The sequence below is a fragment of the Streptomyces sp. NPDC048196 genome (genome assembly GCF_040652715.1).
GTDB classification, from domain to species: Bacteria; Actinomycetota; Actinomycetes; order Streptomycetales; family Streptomycetaceae; genus Streptomyces; species Streptomyces siderophoricus.
Genome location: NZ_JBEZMM010000027.1, coordinates 1 through 16964, shown reverse-complemented (window position 1 = coordinate 16964; position 16964 = coordinate 1). Strand labels below are relative to the sequence as shown.

The following is a 16964-nucleotide window of genomic DNA, read 5'->3' as shown; positions in this document are numbered from 1 at the left end:
GGGACACATGGGACTCACCATCGGCGTCGACATCGGCGGCACGAAGATCGCGGCCGGCGTGGTCGACGAAGAGGGTTCGATCCTTGAGACGTGCAAGGTACCGACCCCCCAGGCCACCGATGCCCTGACCGAGGCCATCGCGGACGCGGTCCGCACGGTAGGTGCCGGCCACCACATCGAGGCGGTGGGCATCGGGGCCGCCGGCTACGTCGACGAGAAGCGCGCCACGGTCCTGTTCGCACCGAACATCGACTGGCGCCACGAACCACTCAAGGACAAGGTCGAACAGCGCGTCGGCCTCCCCGTCGTCGTCGAGAACGACGCCAACGCCGCCGCCTGGGGCGAGTACCGCTTCGGTGCCGGCCAGGGCCACAGCGACGTCATCTGCATCACGCTCGGCACGGGCCTCGGCGGCGGCATCATCATCGGCAACAAGCTGCGCCGCGGCCGCTTCGGCGTCGCCGCGGAGTTCGGCCACATCCGGGTCGTGCCGGACGGCCTGCTGTGCGGCTGCGGCAGCCAGGGCTGCTGGGAGCAGTACGCCTCCGGCCGCGCCCTGCTGCGCTACGCCAGGCAGCGCGCCTTCGCGACCCCCGAGAACGCCCAGATCCTGCTCTCGCTCGGCGACGGCACCTCCGAGGGCATCGAGGGCCGGCACGTCAGCCAGGCCGCCCGCCAGGGCGACCCGGTCGCCATCGACTCGTTCCGGGAGCTGGCCCGCTGGGCCGGTGCCGGTCTCGCCGACCTGGCCTCGCTGTTCGACCCGTCGGCCTTCATCGTCGGCGGCGGCGTCTCGGACGAGGGCGAGCTGGTCCTCGAACCGATCCGGAAGTCCTTCCGCCGCTGGCTGGTCGGCAACCAGTGGCGGCCGCACGCCCAGGTCCTCGCCGCCCAGCTGGGCGGCAAGGCCGGACTGGTGGGGGCGGCCGACCTGGCGCGCCAGGGCTGACCGCGGTGGTGGCCGAGCACCCCGGACTCCCGGCGTCCGGCACCGAGGAGGACGCCGTCCGGGTCCGCGTGCTCAGCTACAACATCCGCTCGATGCGCGACGACCGGGCGGCGCTGGCCAGGGTCATCCGGGCCTGCGCCGCCGATCTCGTGCTCATCCAGGAGGCGCCGCGGTTCTTCCGCTGGCGCAAGACCGCCGAGCGGCTGGCCCGCTCGGCCGGCCTGGTGTACGTCACCGGCGGCGGGACGACCGCGGGCCCGATGATCCTCTGCACGCTCCGCGCCCATGTGGAGCGCACCGAGGACGTCCTGCTGCCCCGCACCCCCGGCCTGCACCAGCGCGGTCTGGCCACCGCCGTGGTCCGCATCGGCGGGGCCCGGCTCGGCGTCGTCAGCGCTCACCTCAGCCTCGCCGACCGGGAGCGGTACGAGCAGGCCGGGCTGCTGCTGGAGCGGCTGGCCGCCCTCGGGACGCGGCACGCGGTCGTCGGCGGCGACCTGAACGACCGGCCGGAGGGCCGCAGCTTCCGGCGGCTGGCGGACCGGCTCACGGACGCCTGGGCGGCCGAGCCGTGGGGCGGGGAGTTCACCTCCACGCCCCACGAGCCGGTGCAGCGCATCGACGCCGTCCTCACCACGGACGGCGTCGAGGTGCTGGGCTGCGGGGTGCCGCACGGGCTCCCCGGCGTACGCGCGGCGGACCTGCTGGCCGCCTCGGATCATCTGCCGGTGCTGGCCGCCCTGCGGGTGCCGATCGGGGACTGACTCACACCACCGCGCCGCCGCCCGGCAGCTGGTCGTCGTCCTCGTCGTCGTTCTTCATCCGGGCCACGAGCGTGGCGAAGCCGCCGAGGAAGCCGCCGATGCCCAGGACCGTGCTCCACCACGTCACCGGCTGCTCGAAGACCACCAGGGCGATCAGCAGCAGCGGGCCGCCGAGCACCGCGAGCCAGGCGAACTTGGTGGTGGTGTCGGCCTTCGGCAGCGGCGGCGGCTCGGGCGGGGTGAAGTGGCCCTCGTCGGTCTCGTCGAAGTCGTCGTCGGACGGTTCGGCGGCCTTCCAGTCCCGCGGGCCGACGCCCGGTGCGTAGACCACGAAGCTGCCCGGGCGGTCGGTGCCGGCCTTGCCCGGGTCGCCGGGCCCGCCCTTGCGGTCCTTCGCCCCGCCGTCCTCGTCGGGCTGCTCGGCGGGCGCGTCGTCGTCCGTGGGGACCGACGGCTGCTCGCCGTAGCCCGCGACGATCTCCGCCCAGGCGGCTTCCTCGTCCAGCGGGTCCCGGGGGTCGCGGGGGCTACGCTCCGCCACTGGCCGCCGTCCCCTTCCGGGCCGCGTCCACGGCGTCCGGCCCCGCCTGCGGGGCGAGCCGGGAGACGAAGGCGAAGGTGTCCTCGAAGATCTTCTCCGCGTCGTGGTCGAGCGGGGCGACGTGGTAGCTGCGCTCCAGCAGGGTCTGCCGGACGTCCGTCGAGGAGACCCGGGCGAGGATCCGCTCGGAGTCCACCGGCGTGACGATGTGGTCCTGCGGGCTGGTCATCACCAGCAACGGCTGGGTGACGGAAGGGAGTTCGGAGTCCACCAGCTGGAAGAAGCGGCGCAGCGAGTACGCGGCGTGCAGCGGCACCCGGGCGTAGGCCAGCTCCTCGGCGCCGGGCTTGGCGATGTCGTTGGACACGCCCTTGGTCGTGCGGACCAGATGGCGCAGCACCGGAAGCAGCGGCGCCGCGGCATCATGGACCTTGTTGGCCGGGTTGACCACGACCACCCCGCTGACCGCGGCGCCGTGTCTGGCGGCCAGCCGGAGCGCCAGCGCGCCGCCCATCGACAGGCCGCAGACGAAGACCTTCGAGCAGCGCTCGGTCAGCGCCCGCAGTTCGCGGTCGACCTCGGCGTACCAGTCCTGCCAGGTCGTGATCTGCAGGTCCTGCCAGCGGGTGCCGTGACCGGGCAGCAGCGGAAGGGAGACGGTCAGCCCCCGGTCGGCCAGATATTCGGCCCAGGGGCGCAGGGACTGGGGGGAGCCGGTGAAGCCGTGGCACACAAGGACGCCGACCTCTCCGCCGTCGCGGCGGAACGGCTCGGCTCCGGGAAGGAGCGGCACCGGGGGACTCCGTTCGATAAGGGGACCTGGCGAGTTACCTCAGGGTACGCAAAGTGACGGCGGGCGGATAGGTCCGACGGCGCGCGGCCCGGCCGGACCGCCGGTACTCCCGCGAGGCCTTGAACGCCCGGTCGGGGCGAGCGTGCCACCGGGGCAGGTTAAGGTCTTTGCGTCACACACAGGAGGCAGTCGGTTGATCTACGGCGCAATGAAGTTTTCCCTCGGCGGGTCGCTGAAGCTTGCCTTCAGGCCCTGGGTGGAAGGCATCGAGAACGTTCCCGCCGAGGGTCCGGCGATCCTCGCGAGCAACCACCTGTCCTTCTCGGACTCGTTCTTCCTGCCCGCGGTGCTCGACCGCAAGGTCACCTTCATCGCGAAGTCGGAGTACTTCACCTCCCCGGGCGTCAAGGGCAAGCTGACCGCCGCGTTCTTCAAGGGCGTGGGCCAACTGCCGGTGGACCGCTCGGGCGCCCGCGGCGCGGGCGAGGCGGCGATCAAGAGCGGCATAGAGGTCCTCAGGCGCGGTGAGCTGTTCGGCATCTACCCGGAGGGCACCCGCTCCCCGGACGGCCGGCTCTACCGCGGCAAGCCGGGCGGCCTGGCCCGGGTGGCGCTGGCCACCGGCGCGCCGGTCATCCCCGTGGCGATGATCGACACCGAGAAGGTGCAGCCTCCGGGCAAGGTCGTGCCGAAGATGATCCGGCCGGGGATCCGTATCGGCAAGCCGCTGGACTTCACCCGCTACCAGGGCATGGAGGGCGACCGCTTCATCCTGCGGTCGGTCACCGACCAGGTCATGTACGAGATCATGAAGCTCTCCGGCCAGGAGTACGTGGACATCTACGCGACCGCCGCCAAGCGGCAGATCGCGGACGCGGCGAAGGCCGCGGAGGCGAAGAAGAAGGCCGAGGCGGAGCAGGCCAAGAAGGCCGCCGCCGAATAGGCCGACAAGGACGGGCAGGGCCGAGGCCGGGCGCGGGTGCGTCCGGTGAGGGGTGGGGGCCGGCAATGACGGATGCGGACATACGGACGGTGACCGGCGGCATGGCCGCCGCCCGGCGCCACGGCAAGCGCCCTCCGAAGGTGCTGCGGATGTCCGTCGAGCTGCCGCTGTGGCGTGCGCTCACCGGCTACCGGATCCTCACCCTGCTCTACGTCCTGGCGCTGGACGCGATGTCGTACGGCAAGTACGAGCATCCGCTGGTGGCCGCCGCCTACATGGGCGCGCTCACCGTCTGGATGGCGCTGACCTGGCGGCGGACGACCTCGCCGGAGCGCTGCACCCGCCGCTTCCTCATCACCGACCTGAGCTTCGCGGTGGGCGGCATCCTGCTCACGACGGTGGTCGACAGCCACGCGCGCATCATGGGCGGCTCGCCCACGCTGCCCTCCATCTGGGCGGCCGGCGCCGTCCTCGGCTTCGCGATCAAGGGCGGCTGGCGCTGGGCCGCGGTCGCCTCCAGCGCGGTGGCGGCCGCCAACCTCGTCGAACGCGAGGTGCTGGCCCGCGACACCCTCCACAACGTGATCCTGGTGTGGGTGGCCAGCGTCGGCCTCGGGTACGTCGTCGAGGTCGCCCGGGCCAGTGAGCGCACCCTCGCCCGGGCCCTGCAGGTCGAGGCCGCCACCCGCGAACGGGAGCGGCTGGCCCGCGACATCCACGACAGCGTGCTGCAGGTCCTGGCGATGGTGCAGCGGCGCGGTGCCGCGATCGGCGGCGAGGCGGCGGAGCTGGGCCGGATGGCGGGCGAACAGGAGGTCGCGCTGCGCACCCTGGTCTCCGGCGGCCCGGTGTTGCGGCCGGCCGCCCCGGTCCTGGCGCCGACGCCGGCCGCGGTGCCCGTGCCGCCCCCGCCGCCGGCCGCCGACGGGCCCTGTGACGTCCGGGCACTGCTCGCGCCGTACGCGGGTGCCGGGGTGACCTTCTCCGAGCCGGGCGCCCCGGTCGAGCTGCCGGCCGCCGCGGCGGCGGAGCTCGCGGCCGCTGTCAGTGCCGCGTTGGACAATGTACGGGTCCATGCGGGGGACGGCGCCCAGGCATGGATCCTGGTGGAGGACGAACCGCACGCGGTGATCGTGACGGTCCGCGACGACGGCCCCGGCATCCCCGAGGGCCGCCTCGCGGACGCCGAGCGCGAGGGCCGCCTGGGGGTGGCCCTGTCGATCCGCGGCCGGCTGCGGGACCTCGGCGGCACCGCGGAATGGGTCTCGGTCCCCGGCCAGGGCACGGAAGTGGAGTTGACGGTCCCCAAGGGCACGGCGCCCGAGGGCGGAAGGCGGGGGAAGACCCGGGCATGACGGAGCAGACGGGCCTGAAGGTGATGGTGGTCGACGACCACCCGATGTGGCGCGACGCGGTCGCGCGGGACCTGGCCGAGGCCGGGTTCGAGGTGGTGGCGACGGCCGGTGACGGCCTCCAGGCGGTCCGCCGGGCGCAGGCCGCCTCGCCGGACGTGCTGGTGCTGGACCTCAATCTGCCGGGCCTGCCCGGCGTACGGGTCTGCCAGGAGCTGGTCGGCGCCAATCCGGCGCTGCGGGTGCTGGTGCTGTCGGCGAGCGGGGAGCACGCCGATGTGCTGGAGGCGGTCAAGTCCGGTGCGACCGGCTATCTGCTGAAGTCGGCGAGCACCGAGGAGCTGCTGGACGCGGTGCGGCGCACGGCCGCCGGGGACGCGGTGTTCACCCCCGGCCTCGCGGGCCTGGTGCTCGGCGAGTACCGCAGGCTGGCCACGGAGCCGGCGCCGGCGACCGCCGACGAGCCGGGCGCCCCGCGGCTGACGGAGCGGGAGACCGAGGTCCTGCGCCTGGTCGCCAAGGGCCTCTCGTACAAGCAGATCGCCGAGCGGCTGGTCATCTCGCACCGCACGGTGCAGAACCACGTCCAGAACACCCTCGGCAAGCTGCAGTTGCACAACCGCGTCGAGCTGGTGCGGTACGCCATAGAGCGCGGTCTGGACGAGGACTGAGCCGCGCCCGGGCCGGCTTCCCGGAGGGGGAGACGGCGGCCGGGCATGATCGATCCGCTCGTACGGGTGAAGACGGGACGTCAACTCCCCCAAAAATCACCGGAACCGCCGCTCCCGGCATCCCGGAGTGACCCAGATCACCATTAGCGTGACCGGCGTCAGCTCAACCACGGCCGTGCGCGGCCACTGACGGGATGTAGGTGATTGCAGCGATGCGGGTCGGAGTACTGACCGGCGGCGGCGACTGCCCCGGACTGAACGCGGTGATCAGGGCAATCGTCCGCAAGGGCACCCAGGAATACGGCTACGACTTCCTCGGCTTCCGGGACGGCTGGCGCGGGCCGCTGGAGAACGACACGGTGCCGCTGGACATCCCCGCGGTGCGCGGCACCCTGCCCCGCGGCGGCACCATCCTCGGCTCCTCGCGGACCAACCCCTTCAACGCCGAGGACGGCGTCCGCCGGATCAAGGAGACGCTCGCCAAGCAGGAGGTCGAGGCGCTGATCGCGATCGGCGGCGAGGACACCCTGGGCGTGGCGACCCGGCTGTCCGGCGAGTTCGGCGTCCCCTGCGTCGGCGTCCCCAAGACCATCGACAACGACCTCTCGGCCACGGACTACACCTTCGGCTTCGACACCGCCGTCGGCGTCGCCACCGAGGCCATCGACCGGCTGCACACCACCGCCGAATCGCACATGCGGGTCCTGGTCGTCGAGGTCATGGGCCGGCACGCCGGCTGGATCGCGCTGCACTCCGGCCTCGCCGGCGGCGCCAACGTCATCCTCATCCCCGAGCAGCGCTTCGACGTCGATCAGGTCTGCGGGTGGATCGAGTCCCGCTTCAAGGTCCGCTACGCCCCGATCGTGGTGGTCGCCGAGGGCGCGATGCCCAAGGACGGTCAGATGGTGCTCAAGGACGACTCCCAGGACTCCTTCGGCCACGTCCGGCTCTCCGGCGTGGGGGAGTGGCTGGCCAAGGAGATCGAATCGCGCACCGGCAAGGAGGCCCGGACCACCGTCCTCGGCCACACCCAGCGCGGCGGTACGCCCAGCGCCTTCGACCGCTGGCTGGCCACCCGATTCGGCCTGCACGCCATCGAGGCGGTGCACGACGGCGACTTCGGCACGATGGTCGCACTGCGCGGCACCGACATCGTCCGGGTGCCGATCTCCGAGGCGACCGCCAAGCTGAAGACCGTCGACCCGGCGCTCTACGCCGAGGCCGGGGTCTTCTTCGGCTGACCAGGGCGCCGCCGCTCCGGGCGGCACCGCCGGGCGAGGGGCCGTATATTCGCCATACACGACATATCCGGCCCCTTGCTCCTGGTGAGCACGTACCGGCGGGAGGGAACGTGGAGATCGTCGCCTTCGGCGTGCAGGCGGACGAGCGGCCGTTCCTGGAGCGCGCCTTCGCCGGCCGCCACCAGGTCCGCAGCCTGGACGTGGTCCTCAACCGCGACACCGCCCCGATCGCCCACGGCTACGAGGTCATCAGCTCCGACGTCAACGCCGACCTGGGCGCCGATGTGCTGCAGACCCTCGCGGCCGGCGGGACGAAGATGGTCGCCCAGCGCTCCACGGGCTTCAACAACATCGACCTGGAGGCCGCGGCCGATCTCGGGATGAGCATCGGCCGGGTCTCCCACTACTCCCCGTACGCGGTGGCGGAATTCGCCTGGGCGCTCGCGCTGGCCGTCGACCGCAAGATCGTGCGGGCCGCCCGGCGCACCCGCAACTTCGACTTCCGGCTCAACGGCCTGATGGGCCGCGACCTGCGCGGCCGCACCGCCGGCGTGCTCGGCACCGGCCGGATCGGCGAGGCGTTCACCCGGATCGCGCACGGCTTCGGCATGGAGCTGCTGGGCTGGGACCTCGTCGAGAACCCGCACTGCACGGCGCTGGGCATGAAGTACGTCCCCCGCGAGCGGCTGTTCGCCGAGGCCGACCTGATCTCCCTACACCTCCCGCTGACGGGCGAGACCCGGCACCTCGTCGACGCCGCCGCGCTGGCCCTCACGAAGGACGACGCCATCCTGGTCAACACCAGCCGCGGCGGCCTCGTGGACACCCGGGCACTGGTCCGCACGCTCAAGGCCGGCCGGCTCACCGGCGTCGCGCTGGACGTCTACGAGGAGGAGTCCGGGCTCTTCTACCACGACCGGTCCCTGGACGTCATCGACGACGACACCCTCGCCCGCCTGATGACCTTCGCCAACGTGCTGGTCACCTCGCACCAGGCGTACTTCACCGAGGATGCGGTGGGCCAGATCACCGGGGTCACCGTGACCAACGTCGAGGACTACCTCGCCCACCGCACCAACGAGAACATGCTGGTCACACGAGGACAGCTGCCAGCAGCTGCGCGGTGACCGCGGCCCCGTCCAGGGTCAGCACCGACTCCGGGTGGAACTGCACCCCCGCGAAACCCGGACCGCGCAGCGCATGCACCTCACCGGACTCCGCGTCCCGGCTCAACTCCACACGGTGCATGGCCAGTTCGGCCTCCGTGCGGTCGTCGCAGCGGGCCGTGAAGGTGTTGTAGAAGCCGACCGTCTCGGGCCGCCCGAAGAAGTCGATCCGCTCCTGCGCCCCCTGGAAGGGCACCTCCTTGCGGACGATCTCCAACCCCAGCTCCGCGGCGAGCAGTTCATGGCCGAGGCAGACGCCCAACAACCCGTGCTGGTGCCCGGCGACCAGCTCCGCGGTCAGCGACCGCAGGAAACGCATCTTCGGATCCGCCGCGTCCGACGGATCGCCCGGCCCCGGGCCCAGCACGACCGGGCCCTCGTGCGCCAGGGCCGCCGCGCGCAGCCCCGGCTCGTCGAACCGGCGCACCGTCACCGTCAGCCCCGACGTCCGCAGCAGATGCGCCAGCATCGCGGTGAAGGTGTCCTCCGCGTCGATCACCAGCGCGTGCCCGCTCAGCTCGGCGGTCGGCGCGGTGGTCTGCATCCGCAGCCAGAACGGCGCCAGATCCGCCCGGCGGGCGTCCAGGGCGGCGCGCACCCGGGGATCGTCGGCCAGCCGGGGCGGCCGCCCGCCGTCCGCCGGGCCCGCCGGTGCCGGGCGTACGCCCAGCGCGGTCAGCACGCCCGCCGCCTTCGCATGCGTCTCGGCGACCTCGCTCTCCGGATCGGAGGCACGCACCAGCGTGGCACCGACCGGCACCCGCAGCCGGCCCCCGGCGGTGATGTCCGCGGTCCGGATCAGGATCGGCGAGTCCAGCGTCTGCGCACCGCCCGCGTCCCGGCCGATCAGCGCCAGCGCACCCGCGTAGTAGCCGCGCCCCCGCCCGTCCGGGCCGACCGGCTCGTGCCGCTCGATGACCCGGCAGGCGTTCTGCACCGGCGACCCGGTGACCGTCGCCGCGAACATCGTCTCCTTCAGCACCTCGCGCACATCGAGGGTGGACCGGCCGCGCAGCTCGTACTCGGTGTGCGCGAGATGCGCCATCTCCTTCAGCCGGGGCCCGATCACCACCCCGCCCCGGTCGCCGACCGTGCACATCATCTTGAGCTCCTCGTCCACCACCATGGACAGCTCCTCGACCTCCTTGCGGTCGCCGAGGAACGCCAGCAGGCTCTCCGCGGTGGGCCCGCCGGCCGGGTACCGGTAGGTGCCGCTGATCGGATTCATCACGACGGTCCCCCCGGTCATCCGCACGTGCACCTCCGGGCTCGCCCCGACCAGCGTGCGCACACCGGGGCGGTGCACGACGTACGTCCAGTACGCGCCGCGCTCACCGGCCAGCAGCCGCCGGAACAGCGCCAGCGCGTCGGCCGCCGAGAAGTCCGCGATCGAGCCCTCGAACGTCCGGCGGATGACGAAGTTCGCGCCCTCGCCGGTGCCGATCTCCTCCCGCACCACCCGGTCGACGATCTCCGCGTACCGCTCGTCGGACACGTCGAACGCCCCGTCCGCCACCCGTACGTCGTGCGCCGGCAGCGCCGCCAGCACCTCCGCCAGCGGCAGCTCGCAGGTCTCCCGGGGGCGCAGCACGGCCAGCGGGGTGCCGTCGTCATGGGCGTGGAAGCCGCGCTCGCGGATCTGCCGGAACGGGATCAGCGCGAGCGCGTCGGTCACCGGCGCGCCGGGCGCCGTCTCACCCAGTGGGATGTCCGCCAGCCGCGCGACCTCGGTGACCTCGCCGATCAGCACCTCGACGGTGTCTCCCGCCTCCCGGCCGGGGGAGCGGCGGCGCAGCAGGGCGAACGGGGGGCCGGCGGGGTCGAGCAGCCGCCGGACGAGCGCGGCGGCATCGGGGCGGACGTCGGGTCGGGCGCGGTGCATGGCGGTTCCTTCCGGGTGGGCCGGAGGGCCGGGGAAGAGGGGGACGACCGCCGGAAACGCCGAAGGCCGCCCTCGGGCGGCCTTCGCGGAGTGTGGGATGTGCGCGCGAATCAGTGGGCCGCCGGAAGAGCGGTCCACCACCAGTTCATGGTCGGCATCGGTCGCGTACACATGCGGCGCACCCTACCGGACCGTCCGGGTGCCGTGCGTCTCACAGTCCGGATGCCGGACGGACACCCCCACCGGACCCCGTAATGTGGGGCATGTGACCGTGAACGCTGAAACCCACGCCGGTGGCAACACCTGGCGACACCTTCCCGCGGCGCAGCAGCCTGACTGGCCGGACCAAGAGGCTCTGCGCGATGTGATCGCGGAGCTCGAGTCCTATCCGCCGCTCGTCTTCGCGGGCGAGTGCGACCAGCTGCGTGAGCGCCTGGGAGCCGTCGCCCGTGGTGAGGCGTTCCTGCTCCAGGGCGGCGACTGCGCGGAGGCCTTCGACGCCGTCTCCGCCGAGCACATCCGCAACAAGCTCAAGACCCTCCTGCAGATGGGTGCCGTCCTGACCTACGCCGGCTCGGTGCCGGTGGTCAAGGTCGGCCGGATCGCCGGCCAGTACAGCAAGCCGCGCTCCAAGCCCACCGAGACCCGTGACGGCGTGACCCTGCCGACGTACCGCGGCGACTCCGTCAACGGCTTCGAGTTCACCGAGGCGGCCCGCATCCCGGACCCGCAGCGGCTGAAGCGGATGTACCACGCCTCCGCGGCGACCCTGAACCTCGTGCGCGCCTTCACCACCGGCGGCTACGCCGACCTGCGCCAGGTGCACGCCTGGAACCAGGACTTCGTGAAGTCCTCGCCCTCGGGGCAGCGCTACGAGGCGCTGGCCCGCGAGATCGACCGGGCGATGAACTTCATGAACGCCTGCGGGGTGGACCCGGAGGAGTTCCGGACGGTGGAGTTCTACTCCTCCCACGAGGCGCTGGTGCTCGACTACGAGTCGGCGCTGACCCGGGTGGACTCGCGCACCGGCAACCTCTACGACGTCTCCGGGCACATGCTCTGGATCGGCGAGCGCACCCGGCAGCTGGACCACGCGCACATCGAGTTCGCCTCCCGCATCCGCAACCCGATCGGCGTCAAGCTGGGCCCGACGACCACCGCGGAGGACGCGCTCACCCTCATCGAGCGCCTCGACCCGGAGCGTGAGCCGGGCCGGCTGACCTTCATCACCCGCATGGGCGCGGACAAGATCCGCGACAAGCTCCCCGAGCTGGTCGACAAGGTCACCGCCTCCGGCGCGCAGGTCGCCTGGATCTGCGACCCGATGCACGGCAACACCTTCGAGGCGGCCTCCGGGCACAAGACCCGGCGCTTCGACGACGTGCTGGACGAGGTCAAGGGCTTCTTCGAGGTCCACAAGGGCCTCGGCACGCACCCGGGCGGCATCCACGTCGAGCTGACCGGCGACGACGTTACCGAGTGCGTGGGCGGCGGCGACGAGATCTTCGTCGACGACCTGCACCAGCGCTACGAGACCGCCTGCGACCCGCGGCTCAACCGCAGCCAGTCGCTGGACCTGGCCTTCCTGGTGGCGGAGATGTACCGCGATCAGTGATCGCGGTGAACGTGAGTGGGGCGCGGATCTGTGATCCGCGCCCCACTGCGTTGTCAGGGGCCCGCCGGGCGTTGTGGAGCCAGGACCTGCCGGGTAAGGTAAGGGTAACCTCACTCAAGATCGGCTGGACCGGTCGATGAGGTCCTTCCGCCGACCAGTCGCCGGAACCGTCCCGAGCCCGCCCCTCACGGAGGAGACACCGCGTTGTACGTCTGCTCTTGCTTCGGGGTCACCGAGCAGCAGGTCCGCGCGCACGCGGCGACGGGCGCCTGCACGCCCCGCCAGATCGCCTCCGCCTGCAAGGCCGGCACCGACTGCGGCAACTGCGTACGCCGCATCCAGGCGCTGCTCGGGCGGGGTGCCTGCCCGCGCCGGGAGCTCATCGAGAACGGCGCCGACCCGCTGGCGGACGGGCGGGCAGCGTCCGGGCTGTCGCCGGCGGACGGGCTGTCGCCGGCGGACGCGGAGGAGGACGCCGCGGGGCCCGCGGCGCTCCCGGAGGCCGCGTAGCCGTCAGCTCGGCTGCTCGATCACCTGGGCGATGTACAGCGCCTCCCCGAGCTTCTCCACCAGCTCCAGCTGGGTGTCGAGGTAGTCGATGTGGTGCTCCTCGTCCGCGAGGATGTCCTCGAAGATGTTCGCCGACGTGATGTCGCCCTTGCTGCGCATCAGCTCGATACCGCGCTTGAGCCGGTCGATCGCCTCGACCTCGATCTGCCGGTCCGCCTGGAACATCTCGGTGACGGTCTGGCCGACCCGCACGTGGAACAGCCGCTGGTAATTCGGCAGCCCGTCGAGGAAGAGAATCCGGTCGGTCAGCACCTCCGCGTGCTTCATCTCGTCGAACGATTCGGCGCGGGTGTACTTCGCGAGCTTGGTCCAGCCGAAGTTCTCCTGCATCTTGGCGTGCAGGAAGTACTGGTTGATGGCGGTCAGCTCGGCGGTCAGCTGCTCGTTGAGGAATTCGATGACCTCGGGGTCGCCCTGCATGGCTGCGGGCTCCTTCCACGCGAGAACTGGGCAGGTGCCGCGCATCCTCGCACCGCCCTCGGCGGACCGTCCAGTAAGTACACGCTTAGTACGAGTTGCCCGATTCTCTCCCTCCCTGGTCATCGGCACCCCTTCCGGTCTGACAACATGGAGGGCATGGGTCAGCCGGAAAGCCGCGAAGAGGAGCATCCGCAGCTTCCTCCGGGGCAGCGGCTCCAGCGGGGCTGGCCGGTGACGCATTACGGCCCGGTCCCGAAGTTCCGCCCCGAACGCTGGGAGTTCCGCGCCTTCGGCGCCACCGCGGACGACGCGAAACACTGCTGGTCGCACGAGGAATTCACGGCGCTGCCGTATGCCACGGTCGTCTCCGACATGCACTGCGTGACGAAATTCAGCATGCTGGGCGCCGAATGGGGCGGGGTGCTCACCAAGACCATTCTTGATCTCGCACCGCCCGCGCCCGATGTCACCCATGTGATGGTGTGGGCCGAATACGGCTTCAGCTCGAATCTCCGGCTGGCGGATTTTGCCGCCGAGAACTGCATTTTCGCCACACACCGCTCGGGGGAACTGCTCACCGCCGAGCACGGATTCCCGGTCCGGCTGATCGTGCCGCACCTCTACGCCTGGAAGGGCCCCAAATGGGTCCGCGGCATCGAGTACATGCGGGCCGACCGCCGCGGCTTCTGGGAGGAGCGCGGCTACCACAACCTGGGCGACCCCTGGCAGGAGCAGCGCTACTCCTACCAGGAGGAGCCCGGGGACGGCCCCGAGCTCTGACCCCGGCCGGGTCGCGCCGCCCCGGGCTGTGCCTCAGCCGTCCCGGAGCTTCTTCAGCCGCTCGACGTCCCCCGCGTGCCCCTCCTTGCCGCCCGGCGTCTCGATGACCAGCGGGACGCCCTCGGTGGCCGGGTGCGTCATCAGCGCCCGGAACGCGTCCTCACCGATGTGCCCGGCACCGATGTTCGCGTGCCGGTCCTTGTGGGCGCCCACCACGTCCTTGGAGTCATTGGCGTGGATCAGCTTCAGCCGCCCCTTGCCCACCGTGTCGACCAACAGGTCCAGGGTCTGATGCATCCCGTCCGGCCCGGTCAGGTCGTGCCCCGCCGCGAAGATGTGGCAGGTGTCCAGGCAGACCCCGAGCTTCGGATGGGCGTCCAGCGCCTCGAAGTACGGCCCGAAGTCCCAGGTCCGGGAACACAGCGACGCGCCCTGACCCGCGGTCGACTCCAGCAGCAGATCTGGGTCGTCGGGGTGCGTCAGCTCGTCCAGCAGCGGCAGCAACCGCGCCCTGACCTGCGCCAGCGCCTCCGCACGCGGCCGCCCGCCGGTCGCGGACCCGGTGTGCACGACCACCCCGAGCGCGCCGATGTCCCGGCCGCGCCGCAGCGAGTGACGCAGCGACTCCACCGACCGCTCCACGGTGGCCTCGGTGTGCGAACCGAAGTTGATCAGGTACGGCGCATGGACGTACGCCGGCAGGCCCATGAGCGCACAGGCCGCCCGGAACGCCTCGTCCTGCTCGGGGTTGCCGGGCGGCGTCGCCCAGCCGCGCGGATTGGCCACGAAGACCTGCACGGCCTCGGCGCCCATCTCACGGGCGTAGGCGATACCGGTCTTTGCCAGCCCGCCGGCCACCGGCACATGGCCGCCGACCGGATTACGGGCCCGGGCGGACCGTCCGGCGTCCTGGGGGGAGGGGGTTTCACTCACCCTCCAAGGGTGCCAGGCGCCGGACGGCCCCCGTCCCGAGGGGCACCCCCGCTACAGGGCGCCCTTCAGCTTGATCGTGATCGTGCTGCCCTTCGGCGCCTTCTCGCCCGGGTCGACGGACTGGGTGTCCACCTCGTCCTGCGGGAACAGGAACGGCTTCTTCACCTCGACCTGGAAGCCGAGCGCGGTCAGCTCCTTCTTGGCGTCCTCGACGTTCTTCCCGGTCACATCGGGCACCGGGACCATCTCCGGGCCCTTGGAGAGCGTGAGGGTGACCGTCTCGCCCGTCCCGATCGGCTTCCCCTGCGCCGGGTCCTGCCGGGCGACCGTGCCCTTGTCCTGCGGCGAGAACACCGGCTCCGCGGCGAACTTCACATGCAGCCCCTTGGCCTGCAGCGCGGCCTCGGCATCGGCCCGCTCGCTGCCGGTCACGTCCGGCATGTCGACCTGTGCGCCCCGGCTGACGGTCAGCCCCACCGCCGTGTCGGGGCGCCGCTCGCTGCCCGCGGCCGGGTCCGTACGGATCACCGAGCCGTTGGCGACGTCCTTGTCGAACGCCCGGGTCACGGTGCCCGGCCGCAGCCCGAGGTCGCGCAGCTTCCGCTTGGCGTCCGCGACCGGAGTGCCGGACAGATCGGGCACCGTGACGTGATTCGGGCCGCGGGAGACGGTGATCGTGACCGTCCCCGTACCGCGGATCCGCCCGCCGGTCGCCGGGTCGGTCTTCATCACGTGCCCGCGCTCCACATTGGAGCTGAAGCCGCGCACGACCTTGACGCCCAGCCCCTCGTCCCGCAGCGTCTTGGCGGCCTTGGCCTGCGTCATGTCCAGCACCGGGGGAACGGTGGTGAACTGGCCGGAAGTGATGTACCAGACGCCCGTGCCCACGCCGAGGACCAGCAGCACGGCCGCGATGATCGTGGCCAGCCGGCGCCGCTGCAGCAGCCCGCCGGCCGCGGCGGGCGCCGCGGCCGGGGCCGGACGCAGCCGAGCCGTCCGCTCCTCCGGCACCGGCGGCACTTCCAGGCGGCTGGTGCGGTTCAGCGCCGCCTCGTCCGCACCCGGCAGCGGCGGCTGTACGCCACCGGGCCGGGGTATCACGTCCGTGGCCTCCGCGTCCGAGTCCGCCGGTACCTCCTTGGCGCCCGGCGGGACGACGTCCAGCTCCTCGTCGGTCAGCGCCGCCCGGACCGCCCGGGCCCGCGACAGCAGTACCACCGCGTCCTGCGGGCGCGCCTGCGGATCACGGACGGTGGCCAGCGAGACCAGCTCGTCCAGCTGCCCGGCGAGCCCCGGCACCCGCTCGGACGGCGGCGTGACGTCCTCGTGCAGGTGCTGGTAGAGCACCTGCGCCACGGAGCCGCCGGTGTGCGGCTTGGCGCCGGTGAGCATCTCGTAGAGCACCACGCCGCACGCGTAGACGTCGACCCGGGCGTCCGCGGTGCCGTGCTCCAGCTGCTCGGGCGCCAGGTAGGAGACCGTCCCCAGCACCGAGCCGGTCGAGGCGGTGGTGTGGGTGTCCACCGCCCGCACCAGCCCGAAGTCGGCGACCTTGACCCGCCCGTCGTCGCCGATGAGGACGTTCTCGGGCTTCATGTCGCGGTGCACGAGCCCGGCGCGGTGCGCGGCCCCCAGCGCCGCCAGGATCGGCTCCAGGATGTCCAGCGCGGCCCGCGGCTGCAGGGCGCCGCGCTCGCGCAGCACGTCGCGCAGGGTGCAGCCGGCGACGTACTCCATCGCCAGATAGACGTACGTACCGTCGGTGCCCTGGTCGAAGACGCCCACCACGTTCGGGTGCGACAGCCGCGCGACGGACTTCGCCTCCCGGATGAAGCGCTCGACGAACGCACCGTCCTCGGCGAGGCCCGGATGCATCACCTTCAGCGCGAGCACCCGGTCGAGGCGGGTGTCCACGGCCCGGTAGACCGTGGCCATCCCCCCTGCGGCGATGCGCGCCTGGACGCGATAGCGGCCGTCGAGCAGCTGACCCACGAGGGGATCTTGGAGCGTCATATCCACGGCAAGCGAGTGTATTCGTCCCACGTACCTGTCTGCTGCGCCGCGGGGCGCTGCGCTTTGCGGGGCCGCGTACGTACCTGGCTGTCCCGCCGTCGGGGTTGCTCGCCGTTGCGCTTCGCGGCGCCGCGCACGTAGCCGTCTGTTCCGCCGCGGGGCGTCTGGCCGTTGCGCTTTGCGGCGCCCCGCACGTACCCGTCTCTCCCGCCGCGGGTCGTCTCGCCGTTGCGCCTGCGGCGGGCTGGGTGGGTTTGGGGTGCGGTGACGGGCCTGCGGGGCCGGTTGTGTGGACTGCTGACGCTTTACGTCCACACAACCGGCCCCTCCG

General features: G+C 72.1%; 16 protein-coding genes. 10 read left to right on the top strand and 6 right to left on the bottom strand.

Features of this window, described 5'->3' with window-relative positions; translation table 11 throughout:
• Nucleotides 1-7: 7 nt before the first annotated feature.
• Nucleotides 8-949 carry an ROK family glucokinase gene (locus AB0E02_RS24155; RefSeq protein WP_362142529.1) on the top strand — a complete coding sequence of 314 codons (942 nt, stop codon included), beginning with the start codon at nt 8-10 and terminating at the stop codon, nt 947-949.
• An 8-nt stretch (nt 950-957) separates the two neighbouring features.
• A complete protein-coding gene (locus AB0E02_RS24150; RefSeq protein WP_362142527.1) occupies nt 958-1713 on the top strand; it encodes an endonuclease/exonuclease/phosphatase family protein in 756 nt (251 codons plus the stop codon).
• Between the two features lies 1 nt (nt 1714).
• On the opposite strand, the gene AB0E02_RS24145 is transcribed toward AB0E02_RS24150, so the two are convergent.
• Both AB0E02_RS24145 and AB0E02_RS24140 read right to left on the bottom strand, forming a co-directional pair.
• Entirely contained in the window at nt 1715-2254 is a 540-nt protein-coding gene (locus AB0E02_RS24145; RefSeq protein ID WP_362142525.1) for a hypothetical protein, read from the bottom strand.
• Nucleotides 2241-3047 (bottom strand): alpha/beta fold hydrolase, encoded by an 807-nt coding sequence (locus AB0E02_RS24140; protein ID WP_362142523.1) that lies wholly within the window; start codon nt 3045-3047, stop codon nt 2241-2243. The genes AB0E02_RS24145 and AB0E02_RS24140 overlap by 14 nt, the downstream gene beginning before the upstream one ends.
• Nucleotides 3048-3255: 208 nt before the next feature.
• Here AB0E02_RS24140 and AB0E02_RS24135 point away from each other — a divergent pair, with 208 nt between their 5' ends.
• The 5 genes from AB0E02_RS24135 (at nt 3256) to AB0E02_RS24115 (ending at nt 8381) form a co-directional block, all read left to right on the top strand.
• The gene (locus tag AB0E02_RS24135; protein WP_201802182.1) at nt 3256-3990 is read left to right on the top strand and encodes a lysophospholipid acyltransferase family protein; all 735 of its coding nucleotides are present in this window, start codon (nt 3256-3258) and stop codon (nt 3988-3990) included.
• A 149-nt stretch (nt 3991-4139) separates the two neighbouring features.
• Nucleotides 4140-5345 (top strand): DUF5931 domain-containing protein, encoded by a 1206-nt coding sequence (locus AB0E02_RS24130; RefSeq protein ID WP_362142640.1) that lies wholly within the window; start codon nt 4140-4142, stop codon nt 5343-5345.
• Nucleotides 5342-6013 (top strand): response regulator transcription factor, encoded by a 672-nt coding sequence (locus AB0E02_RS24125; RefSeq protein ID WP_030415477.1) that lies wholly within the window; start codon nt 5342-5344, stop codon nt 6011-6013. The genes AB0E02_RS24130 and AB0E02_RS24125 overlap by 4 nt, the downstream gene beginning before the upstream one ends.
• Nucleotides 6014-6225: 212 nt before the next feature.
• Entirely contained in the window at nt 6226-7254 is a 1029-nt protein-coding gene (locus tag AB0E02_RS24120; RefSeq protein WP_362142521.1) for a 6-phosphofructokinase, read from the top strand.
• Nucleotides 7255-7364: 110 nt separating this feature from the next.
• Nucleotides 7365-8381, top strand: a complete 1017-nt coding sequence (locus tag AB0E02_RS24115; protein WP_362142519.1) for a 2-hydroxyacid dehydrogenase — start codon at nt 7365-7367, stop codon at nt 8379-8381.
• On the opposite strand, the gene AB0E02_RS24110 is transcribed toward AB0E02_RS24115, so the two are convergent.
• Nucleotides 8347-10302 carry an anthranilate synthase family protein gene (locus AB0E02_RS24110; RefSeq protein WP_362142517.1) on the bottom strand — a complete coding sequence of 652 codons (1956 nt, stop codon included), beginning with the start codon at nt 10300-10302 and terminating at the stop codon, nt 8347-8349. The genes AB0E02_RS24115 and AB0E02_RS24110 overlap by 35 nt on opposite strands.
• Before the next feature lie 265 nt (nt 10303-10567).
• Here AB0E02_RS24110 and AB0E02_RS24105 point away from each other — a divergent pair, with 265 nt between their 5' ends.
• Together AB0E02_RS24105 and AB0E02_RS24100 are read left to right on the top strand one after the other, a co-directional pair.
• The gene (locus AB0E02_RS24105; protein WP_362142515.1) at nt 10568-11917 is read left to right on the top strand and encodes a class II 3-deoxy-7-phosphoheptulonate synthase; all 1350 of its coding nucleotides are present in this window, start codon (nt 10568-10570) and stop codon (nt 11915-11917) included.
• Between the two features lie 204 nt (nt 11918-12121).
• Nucleotides 12122-12427, top strand: a complete 306-nt coding sequence (locus tag AB0E02_RS24100; RefSeq protein WP_362142513.1) for a (2Fe-2S)-binding protein — start codon at nt 12122-12124, stop codon at nt 12425-12427.
• A 3-nt stretch (nt 12428-12430) separates the two neighbouring features.
• Here the strand turns inward: AB0E02_RS24100 and bfr are convergent, their stop codons facing one another.
• Nucleotides 12431-12907 carry a bacterioferritin gene (bfr, locus tag AB0E02_RS24095; protein WP_030415483.1) on the bottom strand — a complete coding sequence of 159 codons (477 nt, stop codon included), beginning with the start codon at nt 12905-12907 and terminating at the stop codon, nt 12431-12433.
• A gap of 156 nt (nt 12908-13063) precedes the next feature.
• Here bfr and AB0E02_RS24090 point away from each other — a divergent pair, with 156 nt between their 5' ends.
• A complete protein-coding gene (locus AB0E02_RS24090; RefSeq protein ID WP_030415484.1) occupies nt 13064-13687 on the top strand; it encodes a sulfite oxidase-like oxidoreductase in 624 nt (207 codons plus the stop codon).
• Between the two features lie 33 nt (nt 13688-13720).
• Here AB0E02_RS24090 and AB0E02_RS24085 read toward each other — a convergent pair whose 3' ends face one another.
• Both AB0E02_RS24085 and pknB read right to left on the bottom strand, forming a co-directional pair.
• Nucleotides 13721-14620, bottom strand: coding sequence for a deoxyribonuclease IV (locus AB0E02_RS24085; protein ID WP_362142510.1), 900 nt, complete (start codon nt 14618-14620; stop codon nt 13721-13723).
• 51 nt (nt 14621-14671) lie between these two features.
• The gene (gene pknB / locus AB0E02_RS24080) at nt 14672-16633 is read right to left on the bottom strand and encodes a Stk1 family PASTA domain-containing Ser/Thr kinase (RefSeq protein WP_362142639.1); all 1962 of its coding nucleotides are present in this window, start codon (nt 16631-16633) and stop codon (nt 14672-14674) included.
• Nucleotides 16634-16964 lie beyond the last annotated feature (331 nt).